This is a genomic window from Streptomyces sp. NRRL S-1022 (genome assembly GCF_000720135.1).
Taxonomy (GTDB): Bacteria; Actinomycetota; Actinomycetes; order Streptomycetales; family Streptomycetaceae; genus Streptomyces.
In genome coordinates this window covers 46,023-60,967 of sequence record NZ_JOIU01000005.1, presented here as the reverse complement: position 1 = coordinate 60,967, position 14,945 = coordinate 46,023, and the positions used below count along the sequence as shown (strand labels likewise).

The 14,945-nt window shown below is 74.1% G+C and carries 15 protein-coding genes; 12 read left to right on the top strand and 3 right to left on the bottom strand.

Annotation, left to right across the window (positions count from 1 at the left end):
* Nucleotides 1-49 precede the first annotated feature (49 nt).
* The 4 genes from bioB (at nt 50) to IG05_RS0106280 (ending at nt 4,140) form a co-directional block, all read left to right on the top strand.
* The gene (gene bioB / locus IG05_RS0106295) at nt 50-1,270 is read left to right on the top strand and encodes a biotin synthase BioB (RefSeq protein ID WP_030339943.1); all 1,221 of its coding nucleotides are present in this window, start codon (nt 50-52) and stop codon (nt 1,268-1,270) included.
* Nucleotides 1,263-2,543 (top strand): adenosylmethionine--8-amino-7-oxononanoate transaminase, encoded by a 1,281-nt coding sequence (locus tag IG05_RS0106290; protein WP_030339941.1) that lies wholly within the window; start codon nt 1,263-1,265, stop codon nt 2,541-2,543. The genes bioB and IG05_RS0106290 overlap by 8 nt, the downstream gene beginning before the upstream one ends.
* A 1-nt stretch (nt 2,544) precedes the next feature.
* Entirely contained in the window at nt 2,545-3,261 is a 717-nt protein-coding gene (gene bioD / locus IG05_RS0106285; protein ID WP_030339940.1) for a dethiobiotin synthase, read from the top strand.
* Nucleotides 3,262-3,447: 186 nt separating this feature from the next.
* The gene (locus IG05_RS0106280) at nt 3,448-4,140 is read left to right on the top strand and encodes a class I SAM-dependent methyltransferase (RefSeq protein WP_030339938.1); all 693 of its coding nucleotides are present in this window, start codon (nt 3,448-3,450) and stop codon (nt 4,138-4,140) included.
* Here IG05_RS0106280 and IG05_RS0106275 read toward each other — a convergent pair whose 3' ends face one another.
* Nucleotides 4,141-4,515 (bottom strand): hypothetical protein, encoded by a 375-nt coding sequence (locus IG05_RS0106275; RefSeq protein WP_030339937.1) that lies wholly within the window; start codon nt 4,513-4,515, stop codon nt 4,141-4,143. It lies immediately after the preceding gene.
* A gap of 4 nt (nt 4,516-4,519) precedes the next feature.
* Nucleotides 4,520-4,762: a toxin-antitoxin system HicB family antitoxin gene (locus IG05_RS0106270; protein WP_030339935.1), complete on the bottom strand. Its 243-nt coding sequence runs from the start codon at nt 4,760-4,762 to the stop codon at nt 4,520-4,522.
* Nucleotides 4,763-4,933: 171 nt separating this feature from the next.
* Here IG05_RS0106270 and IG05_RS0106265 point away from each other — a divergent pair, with 171 nt between their 5' ends.
* The 8 genes from IG05_RS0106265 to mug all read left to right on the top strand — a co-directional run bounded on the left by IG05_RS0106265 (nt 4,934) and on the right by mug (nt 14,400).
* On the top strand, nt 4,934-5,776 hold the full coding sequence (locus IG05_RS0106265) for an ABC transporter ATP-binding protein (protein ID WP_051789544.1): 843 nt from the start codon (nt 4,934-4,936) through the stop codon (nt 5,774-5,776).
* A gap of 4 nt (nt 5,777-5,780) precedes the next feature.
* Nucleotides 5,781-8,357, top strand: coding sequence for an FtsX-like permease family protein (locus IG05_RS0106260; RefSeq protein WP_030339931.1), 2,577 nt, complete (start codon nt 5,781-5,783; stop codon nt 8,355-8,357).
* 84 nt (nt 8,358-8,441) lie between these two features.
* Entirely contained in the window at nt 8,442-8,846 is a 405-nt protein-coding gene (locus tag IG05_RS0106255) for a GNAT family N-acetyltransferase (RefSeq protein WP_030339930.1), read from the top strand.
* 173 nt (nt 8,847-9,019) lie between these two features.
* The gene (locus IG05_RS0106250; RefSeq protein ID WP_030339928.1) at nt 9,020-10,381 is read left to right on the top strand and encodes a hemolysin family protein; all 1,362 of its coding nucleotides are present in this window, start codon (nt 9,020-9,022) and stop codon (nt 10,379-10,381) included.
* Nucleotides 10,378-11,397 (top strand): hemolysin family protein, encoded by a 1,020-nt coding sequence (locus IG05_RS0106245; RefSeq protein WP_030339926.1) that lies wholly within the window; start codon nt 10,378-10,380, stop codon nt 11,395-11,397. The genes IG05_RS0106250 and IG05_RS0106245 overlap by 4 nt, the downstream gene beginning before the upstream one ends.
* 76 nt (nt 11,398-11,473) lie before the next feature.
* Complete coding sequence (locus tag IG05_RS0106240; RefSeq protein ID WP_030339924.1) at nt 11,474-12,262, top strand: SGNH/GDSL hydrolase family protein; 789 nt, start codon at nt 11,474-11,476, stop codon at nt 12,260-12,262.
* A gap of 117 nt (nt 12,263-12,379) precedes the next feature.
* Nucleotides 12,380-13,822: an adenylosuccinate lyase gene (gene purB, locus IG05_RS0106235; RefSeq protein WP_030339922.1), complete on the top strand. Its 1,443-nt coding sequence runs from the start codon at nt 12,380-12,382 to the stop codon at nt 13,820-13,822.
* A gap of 71 nt (nt 13,823-13,893) precedes the next feature.
* Nucleotides 13,894-14,400, top strand: coding sequence for a G/U mismatch-specific DNA glycosylase (gene mug, locus IG05_RS0106230; RefSeq protein WP_030339920.1), 507 nt, complete (start codon nt 13,894-13,896; stop codon nt 14,398-14,400).
* A gap of 41 nt (nt 14,401-14,441) precedes the next feature.
* Here mug and IG05_RS0106225 read toward each other — a convergent pair whose 3' ends face one another.
* Nucleotides 14,442-14,885, bottom strand: coding sequence for a hypothetical protein (locus tag IG05_RS0106225; protein WP_030339918.1), 444 nt, complete (start codon nt 14,883-14,885; stop codon nt 14,442-14,444).
* Nucleotides 14,886-14,945 lie beyond the last annotated feature (60 nt).

Below are 14,945 nucleotides of genomic sequence, written 5' to 3'. Positions count from 1 at the left end.
ACGAAGTCTCCTTGGCCAGGGACGGTTCCTTAGGACAGGATCAGGGCTCATGGACCTGCTGAACACGCTGGTGGACAAGGGGCTTCGGCGCGAGCTGCCGACCCGCGAGGAAGCGCTCGCCGTACTGGCCACCTCCGATGACGACCTGCTCGACGTGGTGGCCGCGGCCGGCAAGGTGCGCCGGCACTGGTTCGGGCGCCGGGTGAAACTCAACTATCTGGTCAACCTCAAGTCGGGCCTGTGCCCCGAGGACTGCTCGTACTGCTCCCAGCGGCTGGGCTCCAAGGCCGACATCCTGAAGTACACCTGGCTCAAGCCGGACGAGGCCTCCCAGGCCGCCGCCGCGGGTCTCGCGGGCGGCGCCAAGCGCGTCTGCCTGGTGGCCAGCGGGCGCGGTCCGACGGACCGGGACGTGGACCGGGTCTCGCAGACCATCAAGGCCATCAAGGAGCAGAACGAGGAGGTCGAGGTGTGCGCCTGCCTCGGCCTGCTCTCCGACGGCCAGGCCGAACGGCTGCGCGAGGCCGGCGCGGACGCCTACAACCACAACCTCAACACGTCCGAGGGGACGTACGGGGACATCACGACCACCCACACGTACGCCGACCGGGTGGACACGGTGCAGAAGGCGCACGCGGCCGGTCTGTCCGCCTGTTCGGGTCTGATCGCGGGCATGGGCGAGACCGACGAGGACCTGGTCGACGTGGTGTTCTCGCTGCGTGAGCTGGACCCGGACTCGGTGCCGGTGAACTTCCTGATCCCGTTCGAGGGCACCCCGCTGGCCAAGGAGTGGAACCTCACCCCGCAGCGCTGCCTGCGCATCCTGGCGATGGTCCGGTTCGTCTGCCCGGACGTGGAGGTCCGCATCGCGGGCGGCCGCGAGGTCCACCTGCGCACGGTGCAGCCCCTGGCGCTGCACCTGGCCAACTCCATCTTCCTCGGCGACTACCTGACCAGCGAGGGCCAGGCCGGCAAGGCCGACCTGGAGATGATCGCGGACGCCGGCTTCGAGGTGGAGGGCGCCGGCGAGGTGACGCTGCCGGAGCACCGGGCGGCGGCCGTCGGAGGCGGCTGCGGGTCGCACGCCGAGGCGGGCTGCGGCTCGCACGAGGGCGCGGGCTGCGGCTCGCACGAAGGTGGCGCCTGCGGTTCGCACGAGGGCGGCGGCGTCTGCGGTACGGCGGCCGTCGCCACGGCCGCCGAGCCGCGCACCGATCTGGTCGCGGTCCGCCGCCGGGGTGCCGGAACGGACCTCGCGCCCAATGCCTGACCTCGGTGTGCCGGAGCTGCTGGAGCTGGACCGGCGGCATGTGTGGCATCCGTACGGTCCGATGCCCGGGCGCGTGGAACCGCTCGTCGTGGAGTCGGCGAGCGGGGTCCGGCTCCGGCTGGCCGACGGCTCCGGCGAACTGGTCGACGGCATGTCGTCGTGGTGGTCGGCCATCCACGGCTACGGCCACCCGGTGCTCGACGAGGCCGTCCGCGCACAGGTGGGGCGGATGAGCCATGTCATGTTCGGCGGGCTCACGCACGAGCCCGCCGTCCGGCTCGCGAAGCACCTTGTCGACTTGTCGCCCGACGGCCTGGAGCATGTGTTCCTGGCCGACTCGGGGTCGGTGTCGGTCGAGGTCGCCGTGAAGATGTGCCTGCAGTACTGGCGTTCGCTCGGCCGGCCGGAGAAGCAGCGGATGCTGACCTGGCGGGGCGGCTACCACGGCGACACCTGGCAGCCGATGTCGGTGTGCGACCCGCAGGGCGGGATGCACGAGCTGTGGTCCGGTGTACTGCCGCGCCAGGTGTTCGCGGACGCGCCGCCCGCCGCGTACGAGGAGTCCTACGCGGAGCATCTGCGCGAGCTGATCGGGCGGCACGCGGACGAGCTGGCCGCGGTGATCGTGGAGCCGGTGGTGCAGGGCGCCGGCGGCATGCGCTTCCACTCCCCCGCCTATCTGCGGGTGCTGCGCGAGGCGTGCGACGCGCACGACGTGCTGCTGGTGTTCGACGAGATCGCCACCGGGTTCGGCCGCACCGGCGCGCTGTTCGCGGCGGAGCACGCGGCCGTCAGCCCGGACGTGATGTGCGTGGGCAAGGCGCTGACCGGCGGCTATCTGACGATGGCGGCCACCTTGTGCACCGCGCGGGTCGCCGACGGCATCTCGCGGGGCGAGGTGCCGGTGCTCGCGCACGGCCCCACGTTCATGGGCAACCCGCTGGCGGCGGCCGTGGCCTGCGCCTCCATCGAGCTGCTCCTCGGGCAGGACTGGCGCGCCGAGGTCGAGCGGATCGAGACGGGCCTGCGCGAGGGCCTGGCTCCCGCCGGTGAGCTCCCCGGAGTACGCGACGTCCGCGTCCTCGGGGCCATCGGGGTGGTCCAGCTCGACCATCCGGTGGACATGCGGGCCGCGACCGACGCAGCCGTGCGGGAGGGCGTGTGGCTGCGCCCGTTCCGCGACCTGATCTACACGATGCCGCCGTACGTCACCTCGGACGAGGACGTGGCACGGATCGCGCGCGCGGTGTGCGCCGCGGCGCGGGAGGGATGACATGCCGGTACTGGTGATCACGGGGACGGGCACGGAGGTCGGCAAGACCGTCACCACGGCCGCCGTCGCCGCCGCGGCGCTCGCGGCCGGGCGCTCGGTGGCCGTGGTGAAGGCCGCCCAGACGGGCGTACGGCCGGACGAGCGCGGGGACGCCGACGAGGTCGCGCGGCTCGCCGGTCCGGTCACGGCCACCGAACTCGCGCGGTTCCCCGAGCCGTTGGCGCCGGGTACGGCGGCCCGGCGGGCCGGGATGGCGCCGGTGCACCCGCACGAGGTGGCAGAGCGGGCCGCCAAGCTGGCCACCGAGCACGATCTGGTGCTGGTCGAGGGGGCGGGCGGGCTGCTCGTCCGGTTCGACGCGGCGGGCGGGACGCTGGCCGACGTGGCCCGGCTGCTGGACGCGCCGGTGCTGGTCGTCGCGCAGGCCGGGCTCGGCACGCTGAACGTCACGGAGCTGACGGCCCGCGAACTGCGCCGCCGGGAACTGGAGTGCGCCGGGCTGGTGATCGGCAGCTGGCCCGACGCGCCCGATCTGGCCACCCGCTGCAACGTGGCCGACCTGCCGGAGGTCGCCGGCGCCCCGCTGCTGGGCGCGCTGCCCGCCGGCGCCGGGACCCTGCCCCCCGCGGAGTTCCGCACGGCGGCACCGGGCTGGCTGGCCCCCCGGCTGGACGGCACCTGGGACGCGGAGGCCTTCCGGGTCCGGCAGGCACCGTAACGGGCGGACCGGTACGGCGCCCGGGGGGCGTCCCGGGGTTTCCGCGGGGCGACGGGCGGCCGTGCCGGGTGGGGCGGCAGTGGCGGGCGCCGGATGCGCGGCCGGGCGTAGAGGCGTTCGGGGGGGATGGGTGGGCGTGTCCCGGGGGACACTCTCCCCAGGACCGTGCTGTCCAGGGAGGTTGCCATGCGGCTGCTGTCCGCCCGCTCCGGTCAGGTTGCGCGCAGTCCCGTCCACCATCCGCTGTTCGCCCGCTACTACGCCCGGATCAGCGTGAGCGCCGAGTCCCGGTTCGGGATGGCCGGGGTGCGCGAGCGGCTGCTCGCCGGGCTGTCCGGGCGGGTGATCGAGATCGGCGCGGGCAACGGGCTGAACTTCCGGCACTATCCGGGCACGGTCGCGGAGGTCGTCGCGATCGAGCCGGAGCCGCGGCTCAGGCAGCTGGCGCTGGAGGCCGCGCTGCGCGCCGAGGTGCCGGTCGACGTGGTGCCGGGCGCCGCGGAGGCCCTGCCGGTCAAGAGCGAGGCGTTCGACGCGGCCGTGCTGTCGCTGGTCCTGTGCAGCGTGCGGGATGCCGAGCGGGCGCTCGGCGAGGTACGGCGGGTGCTCCGGCCCGGCGGCGAGCTGCGGTTCTTCGAGCACGGGCGGGGCGGCGGCCGGATGATGACGCTGACCCAGCGGGCCCTGGACCGCACCCTGTGGCCGGTTCTGAACGGCGGCTGCCACCTGTCCCGGGAGCCGGTCGCCGCGCTGCGCGCCGCCGGGTTCCGCCTCGGCCCGCACCGGCGGGTGCTGCTGCCGGACAAGGGTCCGGCTCTGCCGACGTCGTACTGCTCGCTCGGTGTGGCCTGGCGGCCGGACGAACCGGACGCCCGCTGATCAGATGCTCCAGCCGCGCAGTTCCCGCGCGATGTCGTCGACGCTCGCCGCGCCGTCCTTGACCAGCCGGGCGAGGTCCCGGACCTGTTCGGCGGTGATGGCGACCTTCTCGCCGCTGGCGACCAGGTAGGCGTACGCGACCGCCGAGGCGAACAGGGCGTTGGAGCGCTCCAGCGCGGGGACGTGGATCAGCAGCTGGAGCAGGGAGGCGGCGCGGGCGTGCGGGGTGTCGTAGACGGGCACGCCGAATATCTCGGCCCGGTGCCGGGCGACGGCGGCCACCAGGGCGCCCCAGTCGGTGACCTGGGGGTCCCCCGGGGTCCGCTGTTCGGCGAGCATGAGGAGCCAGGCCAGATCGATACCGAGCTCGTTCAACGGATCAGCGGCCGCCTTCGCCGGCGTCGGTGCCGCGGGTCTCGGCGAACTCCTCGGCGAACACGGACTCGTAGCTCTTCATGAAGTCGGCGGCGGCCTCCACGAACGCCCGGCCCGCCTCGCCGGCGTCCTGTCTGACCAGCTCTTCGATGTAGCGGTTGACGCTCATCCCGCGTGCCTGGGCGCGCTCGCGCGCCGCGCGGGCGGTGTCCTCGTCCACGCGCACGTTCAGCTGGGTCTTCGCCATGCCTCGACGCTAGCGCCGGCGTGCTAGCGCGGGCAAGGGCGCACGGAAGCGCTGCGCCGGGCCCCCGCGTCCCTTACGCTCGCCCGGGACGGGCGGTGGTGTACGCCCGCCCGGGCCGGGCGGAACCGTACGCCCGCCCGTGGAGGCGGTTCCGGCGACGGGGAGGCTGTCTTGTCGACACCTGCTGCGCAGCACGCACCCGGCCGCACGCCGGACGGCGGGGTCGCGGCCCGCTCGCGCGGGCTGACGAAGGCGTACGGCTCCGGTGAGACGGCTGTGCTCGCCCTGGACGCGGTGGACGTGGACATCGCCCGCGGCCGGTTCACCGCCGTGATGGGCCCGTCGGGGTCCGGGAAGTCCACGCTCATGCACTGCCTCGCGGGCCTCGACACCGTCTCGGCCGGCCGGATCTGGCTCGGCGGCACCGAGATCACGGGGCTGCGGGAGCGGGAGCTGACCCGGCTGCGACGGGACCGGGTCGGGTTCGTGTTCCAGTCGTTCAACCTCATCCCGACACTGACCGCGGCCGAGAACATCACCCTGCCGATGGACATCGCCGGCCGGAAGCCCGACCCGGGGTGGCTGGACCAGGTCGTCGGCACGCTCGGGCTGCGGGACCGCCTGACGCACCGCCCGGCCCAGCTCTCCGGGGGCCAGCAGCAGCGGGTGGCCTGCGCCCGGGCGCTGGCCTCCCGGCCGGAGCTGATCTTCGCCGACGAGCCGACCGGCAACCTGGACTCGCGGGCCGGCCTGGAGGTGCTGGGCTTCCTGCGCGGTGCCGTGGACGACCTCGGGCAGACCGTCGTCATGGTGACGCACGATCCCGGCGCCGCCGCCCACTCCGACCTGGTGCTCTTCCTCGCCGACGGGCGGATCGTGGACGATATGCCCGCGCCGACGGCGGAGGCCGTGCTGGAGCGGATGCGTGTCCTGCCCGGCGGGAGTCCCCGCACCGCCGGACACGGCGTGGTCCGGAGCCGGGCCCGCGACGGCCGCACCGCCGAGGAGGACTGACCCGGTGCTCAAGGCGACCCTGAGGAGCTTCCTGGCGCACAAGGGGCGGCTGGCGCTGTCCGCGCTGGCCGTGCTGCTGTCCGTGGCGTTCGTCGCGGGCAGCCTGATCTTCTCCGACACCGTCACCCGTACCTTCGACCGGCTGTTCGCCTCCACCGCCGCCGATGTGACGGTCCAGCCCCGGCAGGACCTGCGGTCGGCGCGGGCGAGCGGCGCGGTGCAGACCGTGCCGGCCGCACTGCGGGACCGGGTGGCCGGGGTGGACGGGGTGGCGGCGGCCCGTGCGCTGGTGTCGGTGCGGAACGTGGTGGTGGTCGACCGCCGCAACCGGTCGGTCGGCCCGACCACCGGCGCCCCGACCGTCGCCGCCGCCTGGTACCCCACCGGCCGCAGCCCGGTGCGGCTGACCTCCGGTCACGCGCCGCGCGGGAGCGGCGAGGCGCTGCTGGACGCGGACACGGCCGGCCGGAGGCACGTGCGGATCGGGGACACCCTGACCGTGCAGGCGCAGCCGGGCACCTTCCGGGTCCGGGTCGTCGGCATCGCCGCCTTCACCACGACCAATCCGGGCGCGGCCCTGCTCTACCTCGACCCGGCGGCGGCCGGCCGGGAGTTGCTCGGCTCGTCCGCGCGGGCGACCGGCATCGCCGCGGACGCGGCACCGGGCGTGTCCGACACGGAGCTCAAGCGCCGGATCGGCGCGGTGGCCGGCATCCGCGCGTACGACGTGAAGACCGCCGGTGAGCAGGCCGAGTCGGCCGCGGCAGCGCTCGGCAGCTTCCTGGACGTGGTCAAGTACGTGATGCTGGGCTTCGCCGGTGTCGCCCTGCTGGTCGGCGTGTTCCTGATCGTCAACACCTTCTCCATGCTGATCGCCCAGCGCACCCGGGAACTGGGCCTGCTGCGGGCGCTGGGCGCGGACCGGCGCCAGGTGCGGCGCTCGGTACTCACCGAGGCGCTGCTGCTGGGGCTGGCCGGCTCGACGCTCGGGCTGGGCGCCGGGATCGGGCTGGCGTTCGGGCTGATCCGGCTGATGAGCGCGTTCGGGATGAACCTGCGGGCCGCGGAGCTGGTGATCGGCTGGGGGACGCCGGCCGTGGCCTATGCCGTCGGCCTGGGCGTGACCTTCGTGGCCGCGTACCTGCCCGCGCGGCGCGCCGCGGCCGTCTCGCCGATGGCGGCGCTCGCCGGCGACGGGTTCGCCGACGCGGCGGGTGCGGACCGGCCGTTGCGGGCGCGGGCGATCGCCGGGGCGGTGGCCGGGGCGGCCGGCGCGGCGGCGCTGGCCGGGTGCGCGACGGCGACCCGGACCGGGCGGGCCGCCTCGCTGCTGGGTGCCGGTGTGGTGCTGACGCTGATCGCGACCGTGGTGGCCGGCCCGCTGCTGGTGCGGCCGGTGATCCGGGTGCTGGGGGCGACCTTCCCGGCGCTGTTCGGCCCGGTCGGGCGGATGAGCCTGCGCAACGCGTTGCGCAATCCGCGCCGGACCGGTGCCACGGCCGCCGCGCTGATGGTGGGCCTGGCCCTGGTCGGCGGGATGTCAGTGGCGAGCGCCTCGATGTCCGCGTCGTTCGACCGGCAGATCGACCGCACGCTGGGCGCCGACTTCGTCGTCCAGAACGCCAACTTCCTGCCGTTCACCCGGCAGGTCGCGGACCGGACGGCCGCGACACCGGGGGTGGGGCTCGTCGTACGGCAGCGGCTCACCCCGATCGCCGTGCGCCTGCCGGACGGCCGGCGGGTGACGACGTCCGCCACCGGGTACGGCCCGCGGCTCGACGACGTCGCGCACATCACGTACACGCGGGGCGGCTCGGCGGCCGCCCTTGCCGACGGGCACCTCGCCCTGGACGCCGGCTACGCGCGGGACCACGGGGTGCGGGTCGGCAGTGTGCTGCCGGTCGAGTTCCCGGGCGGGCGCCGGACGGAGCTGACCGTCGGGGCGCTGACGGACCAGGAGGCCGCCGACGGCTTCGGCGGCCAGGGCGGCCTCTTCCTCGGCCTGGCGACCCTGGAGAGGTACGTGCCGAACGGGCAGGACGCCGCGGTCTACGTCAACGCGGCCCCCGGCACCGACCCGGCTCACCTGCGGCCCCGCCTGGAGCGGGCGCTCCGCTCCTTCCCGCAGGTCCGGGTGCGCGACCAGGCCGACTACAAGGACCTGGTCCACGACCAGATCGCCGTGCTGCTGTACCTGGTGTACGCGCTGCTCGGGCTGGCGATCGTCATCGCCGTGCTGGGCGTGGTCAACACGCTCGCCCTGTCGGTGGTGGAGCGGACCCGGGAGATCGGGCTGCTGCGGGCGATCGGTCTGGGGCGGCGGCAGGTGCGCCGGATGATCCGGCTGGAGTCGGTGGTGATCGCGGTGTTCGGGGCGGTCCTGGGGCTGGGCCTGGGGCTGGTGTGGGGGGTGTGCATGCAGCGGGTGCTGGCCCTGCGCGGGCTGCCGGCGCTGGCGATCCCGTGGGGCACGATCGTGGCGGTGGTGATCGGCTCGGCGCTGGTCGGCGTGGTGGCGGCCCTGCTGCCGGCGCTGCGGGCGTCCCGGATGAACGTGCTGGCGGCGATCGCCCACGAGTGAACCCGCCGGACGCCGTGCGGGAGCGGACCGTCCGCATGGCGGAATTCCGGGTGGTGCCCGGGCGGTGGCGATCACGATGGCCGCATGACCGGTCTGCGTGTGCGCGCCGCCGCGCCCGAGGATCTCGACTCCGTCCTCGCCTTCTGGCGGACGGCCGCCGAGGGGACGAGCATCAGTGACGACCGCGCCGGTGTGGAGCGGCTCGTCGGCCGGGACCCGGAGGCGCTCGTGCTGGCCGAGCTGGACGGCGAGCTGGTGGGCGGCTGGCGGTGCCATCTGTACCGGCTCGCGGTGCACCCGGAGCGGCGGCGGCAGGGCATCGGCTCGGCGCTGCCGGCCGCCGCCGAGGAGCGCTTCGAACGGCTGGGCGGGCGGCGCGCGGACGCGATGGTGCTGGTCCGCAACGAGACCGCGCAGCACGCCTGGCGCGCCGCCGGATACGGGCCGGAGGAGCGGTGGCGGCGCTGGGTGAAGCCGCTCACGCACTGAGACCGGCGACCGGCACGGGACCCCGGGACGGCTTTTTTGCTCATCCTTTACCCTTGAGGGAGCACTCGGCCCTCTATGAAAGGTTGTGAGCGTCCGCCCATGGGCGAGCCTCCCAGTACGCGACACCGCGCGTTCCGCGCCACCCTGTCCGAGCATGGGACGGGGGTGACCCGATGACCGAAGTGCTCCTCCTCCTGGTGGCGATCCTGCTGTCGCTGGCCTGCGGCGCCTTCGTGGCGGCCGAGTTCTCGCTGACCACGGTGGCACGCGGCGAGCTGGAGCGGGCCGCCGCGCGCGGCGAGCGCGGCGCCGCGGGCGCCCTGAAGGCCGTACGGAACCTGACCTTCCAGCTGTCCGGCGCCCAGCTCGGCATCACCGTGACCAACCTGGTGGTCGGCATGCTCGCCGAGCCGTCGGTCGCCAAGCTGCTCGCCGGGCCGTTCACGGCGCTGGGCCTGTCCCGGACCACGGCGCATTCCGTCGCGCTGGTGCTGGGCACGGCCCTGTCGACGGTGTTCCTGATGGTCGTCGGCGAGCTGGTGCCGAAGAACTGGGCGATCTCCTCGCCGCTGGCCATGGCCAAGCGGGTGGGCAGCGCCCAGCGCTGGTTCAGCGCGGCCTTCCGGCCCTTCATCACCCACCTGAACAACACCGCCAACCGGTTCGTCCGCCGGCTCGGCATCGAACCCGCCGAGGAGCTGGCCTCCGCGCGCGGGCCGCAGGAGCTGGCCGCGCTCGCCCGGCACTCCGCCAGGAAGGGCGCGCTGGAGCCGGACACCGCCGAACTGTTCGTGCGGACGCTGAACCTGGCCGACCTCACCGCCGAGAACGTGATGACCCCGCGCGTCCAGGTCATCGCCCTGGACACCCAGGCGACCTGCGAGGACGTGGCCAACGCGACCCGGGCGACCGGACTGAGCCGGTTCCCCGTCTACCGGGGCAGCCTGGACTCCGTCGTCGGCACCGCCCACATCAAGGACGTGCTGGCCGTCCCCGCGGACCAGCGGCGCCACCGCACGGTCGCGCAGATCATGCGCGAGCCGCTGCTGGTGCCCGAGTCCCTGACCGTCGACCGGCTGCTGGACCGGCTCGGCGGCCGGCACACCATGGCCGTCGTCATCGACGAGTACGGCGGTACGGCCGGTGTGGTCACCCTGGAGGACATCGTGGAGGAGGTCGTCGGCGAGGTGCGGGACGAGCACGACCCGCACGAGACGCCCGATCTCGCGCCCGCCGGCGCGGACGAGCAGGGGCGGGCCCTGTACGCGGCGGACGGCTCCGCCCGCACCGACCAGCTCGCCCGCGTGGGACTGCGCGTGCCCGAGGGGCCGTACGAGACACTGGCCGGACTGGTCGCCGCCGAGCTGGGCCGGATACCCGCCGCCGGGGACAGCGTCGAGGTGGCCGGCTGGCGGCTGGACGTGGTCGACGCCTCGGGCCGCCGGGCCGCGCGGGTGCTGCTGCACGCACCGCTGGACGACGAGCGCACGCAGGGCACGGGTGGGACCCACGGGACGCGGGAGGGCACGCGATGACCGCCGTACAGCTGCTGATCGGCCTGGCGACCCTCGTCGTCAACGCCTTCTTCGTGGGCGCCGAGTTCGCGCTGATCTCCGTGCGCCGCTCGCAGATCGAGCCGCTGGCCCAGGAGGGCGACCGGCGCGCGCGGAGCGTGCTGTGGGGTCTGGAGCACGTCTCCGCGCTGCTGGCCGCCGCCCAGCTCGGCATCACGCTGTGCACGCTGGTGCTGGGTGTGGTCGCCGAGCCGGCGATCGCGCATCTGCTGGAGCCGGTGTTCCACGCGCTGGGCGTGCCGGTGAGCGCCGGGCACGCCGTGTCCTTCGTGATCGCGCTGACCCTCGCCACCTATCTGCACATGCTGCTCGGCGAGATGGTCCCGAAGAACATCTCGCTCGCCGAACCGGTGCGCAGCGCGTTGCTGCTCGGCCCGCCGCTGGTGGCGCTCGCCCGGGCGCTGCGGCCGGTGATCTTCACGATCAACGCCTTCGCGAACGGACTGCTGAAACTGCTGCGGGTGGAGGCGAAGGACGAGGTCGCGGCGACCTTCACGGACACCGAGCTGGCCGAGATCGTCAAGGACGCCAGCGAGGCGGGCCTGATCGACGACCGGGCGCAGGAGCGGCTGCACGACGCCCTGGAGCTGGGCAGCCGGCCGGTGCGGGACGTCGTCGTACCGCTGGAGCGCGTCGTCTACGCGCGCGTGGGCGTCACCCCGGAGCAGCTGGAGCGGCTGTCGGCCGAGTCGGGCTTCTCCCGGTTCCCGGTGGTCGACACCGGCCGCCGGATCGTGGGCTACCTGCACGTCAAGGACGCGCTCGACGCGTCCCCGCGGGACGTGGCGTTCCGGCTGCGGGACATGCGCCCCATCGCGCGCGTCCGCGAGAGCACGCCGCTGGACGACGTCCTCACCGCGATGCGCCGCAGCCGCACCCATCTGGCCGCCGTGCTCGGCGACGACGGCCGGCTGGCGGGCCTGGTGACGATGGAGGACGTGCTGCGCCAGCTGTTCGGCCAGCCGGCCCAGAGCTGAGCGCGGTCGGTCAGCCCCAGGATCCCGGGGCTGACCGACCGGCTGGTATTGGCCTCGGGATACCATCTCTGTCGCCATGCAGACGAATCCCACACCTCCCGCCCACACCAGCCTGGTCGCGGTCGGCGACTCCTTCACCGAGGGCATGTCGGACCTGCTGCCCGACGGCTCCTACCGGGGCTGGGCCGATGTGCTCGCCGCGCGGATGGCCGCCCGTACGCCCGGCTTCCGGTACGCCAACCTCGCCGTGCGCGGCAAGCTGATCGGGCAGATCGTCGACGAGCAGGTGGACGTGGCCGCGGCCATGAAGGCCGACGTCGTCACCCTGGTCGGCGGCCTCAACGACACCCTGCGCCCCAAGTGCGACATGGGCCGGGTCCGGGGGCTGCTCACCGAGGCCGTGGAACGGCTGGCGCCCTCCTGCAAGCAGCTGGTGCTGATGCACAGCCCCGGCCGGCAGGGCCCGGTGCTGGAGCGGTTCCGGCCGCGCATGGAGGAGCTGGTCGCCTGCGTGGACGAGCTGGCCGCCCGGCACGGCGCCGTCGTGGTCGATCTGTACGGGGCGCCCGCGCTGGCCGACCCGCGGCTGTGGGACGTGGACCGGCTGCACCTGACGGCGGAGGGGCACCGCCGGGTCGCCGAGGCGGTGTGGCAGGCACTCGGGTACGAGCCGGAGGACACCGACTGGCACCTGCCGATGCCGGCGACGCTCCCGCCGGGCTGGCTGGCGCGGCGAGTCGCCGACGCGCGCTTCGCCCGGCAGCACCTGCTCCCCTGGATAGGCCGCCGCCTGACCGGCCGCTCCTCGGGCGACGGCCGCCCGGCGAAGCGCCCGGACCTCCTGCCGTACGAGGACCTGGCCTAGCCGTCCGGGCGCGCTCGCGTCCGGAGCGGGGGCCCACGGCGTGACGCGGCTCTCGTAGCTTTTGCCGAACGCACCCATGGCGTTGGCCTGCACGAACCGCCAGTAGAATCTGGACACGTGACTTCTGCGCCCGCCAAGCCCCGCATCCCCAACGTCCTCGCCGGACGCTACGCCTCCACCGAGCTCGCCACGCTCTGGTCCCCCGAGCAGAAGGTGAAGCTGGAGCGGCAGCTCTGGCTCGCCGTGCTGCGGGCCCAGAAGGACCTCGGCATCGAGGTCCCGGACGAGGCGATCGCCGACTACGAGCGCGTGCTCGACACCGTCGACCTGGCCTCGATCGCCGAGCGCGAGAAGGTCACCCGGCACGACGTGAAGGCGCGGATCGAGGAGTTCAACGACCTCGCCGGGCACGAGCACGTGCACAAGGGCATGACCTCCCGTGACCTCACGGAGAACGTCGAGCAGCTGCAGATCCGGCTCTCGCTGGAGCTGATGCGCGACCGCACGGTGGCCGTGCTGGCCCGTCTGGGCAAGCTCGCGGGCGAGTACGCCGAGCTGGTCATGGCCGGCCGCTCGCACAACGTGGCCGCGCAGGCCACCACCCTCGGCAAGCGTTTCGCGACCGCCGCCGACGAGCTGCTGGTGGCCCACGGCCGCGTCGAGGAGCTGCTCGGCCGCTACCCGCTGCGGGGCATCAAGGGCCCGGTCGGCACCGCGCAGGACATGCTCGACCTGCTGGGCGGGGACGCCGGCAAGCTCGCCGAGCTGGAGAACCGGATCGCGGGGCACCTCGGCTTCTCGCAGGCCTTCACCTCCGTCGGCCAGGTCTACCCGCGCTCGCTGGACTACGAGGTCGTCACCGCGCTGGTGCAGCTCGCGGCGGCGCCCTCCTCGCTGGCCAAGACGATCCGGCTGATGGCCGGGCACGAGCTGGTCACCGAGGGCTTCAAGCCGGGCCAGGTCGGCTCCTCGGCGATGCCGCACAAGATGAACACCCGCTCCTGCGAGCGCGTCAACGGCCTGATGGTCATCCTGCGCGGCTACGCCTCGATGACGGGCGAGCTGGCGGGCGACCAGTGGAACGAGGGCGACGTGTCCTGCTCGGTGGTGCGCCGGGTGGCCCTGCCGGACGCCTTCTTCGCGCTGGACGGCCTGCTGGAGACCTTCCTGACGGTCCTCGACGAGTTCGGTGCCTTCCCGGCCGTCGTCGCCCGCGAGCTGGACCGCTACCTCCCCTTCCTCGCCACCACCAAGGTGCTCATGGGCGCCGTGCGGGCCGGGGTCGGCCGCGAGGTCGCGCACGAGGCGATCAAGGAGAACGCCGTGGCGACCGCGCTCGCGATGCGCGAGCAGGGTGCCGAGCGCAACGACCTGCTCGACAAGCTCGCCGCCGACGAGCGGCTGCCGCTGGACCGTGACCGGCTGGGCGCGCTGATGGCCGACAAGCTGTCCTTCACGGGTGCCGCCGCCGCCCAGGTCGGCGTGGTCGTCGCCCGCATCGAGGAGATCGTCAAGCAGCACCCGGAGGCCGCCGGGTACACCCCCGGAGCGATCCTCTGACCCGGGCACCGCGCACTCCCCGCCTCACCCGGGCGGAACTGGAGGCCGCCCGCGACCGCCTCGTCCCGGACGTGGTCGCGGACGGCCTCCAGGTACTGTTCTGCGGCATCAACCCCGGTCTGACGACCGCCGCGACCGGCCACCATTTCGCCCGCCCCGGCAACCGGTTCTGGCCGGTGCTGCACCTGTCCGGCTTCACCCCGCGGCTGCTGCGGCCGGCCGAACAGCGGGAGCTGCTCTCCTACGGCCTCGGCATCACCAACGTGGTCGCCCGGCCCACCGCACGGGCGGACGAGCTGACCGCCGAGGAGTACGCCGAGGGCGGCCGGCTGCTGACCACCAAGGTGACGCGTCTGAAGCCGAGGTGGCTGGCCGTGGTCGGCGTGACCGCCTACCGCGCCGCCTTCGCCGACCGCACCGCCCGGGTCGGCCCCCAGCAGCGCACGATCGGCGACACCCGCATCTGGGTCCTGCCCAACCCCAGTGGCCTGAACGCCCACTGGACCGCGACGACGATGGCCCAGGAGTACGCCCGGCTGCGTCAGGCAGCGGGCGTCGACGACCACCTGCCCGGCTGACGCCGGTCCCGCGCGCAGCGGCCACCACGGCTCCCGCCGGGTCAGGGCGGGTCGGTCTCCGTCACTATGCCGAGCAGTTGGAACGGCAGCTCCTTGTCCCACTGGGAGACGCCGAGGGCGAGCCAGCGGTCCGTCCGCGGCAGTTGCCACAGGTGGACGTCCGGGACGTGGCCGCTCAGGCCGGCCCAGGGCTCGGGGACGTCCTCGCCCGCCAGGGTCCGGTCGAGCACGCTGTACAGACTGACGTGGTGCGGCGGGCCCCAGCGGTCGCCGAGCCGCCGGGCGAGGCCGTCCCGGTCGGCCTCGTACTGCGCGGCGGTCTCCTCCCGGGCGCTGCCGTCACCGTCCCAGAACTCCTCGCTCGTCTGTAAAGCGGCTATGTGGTAGCCGGGCCCGCTCTCGCCGTGCTCCGTCCTGCCGTGCACGGCCGGGAACTCCCGGGCGCACAGCAGGTCGATGAGAGTCAGGCACTGCGCGATGTCCATGCCGTCCAGTAAAGCGGGCCCCACTGACAATTGGCGGCGCGTCAGACCGCCCCTCCCCCG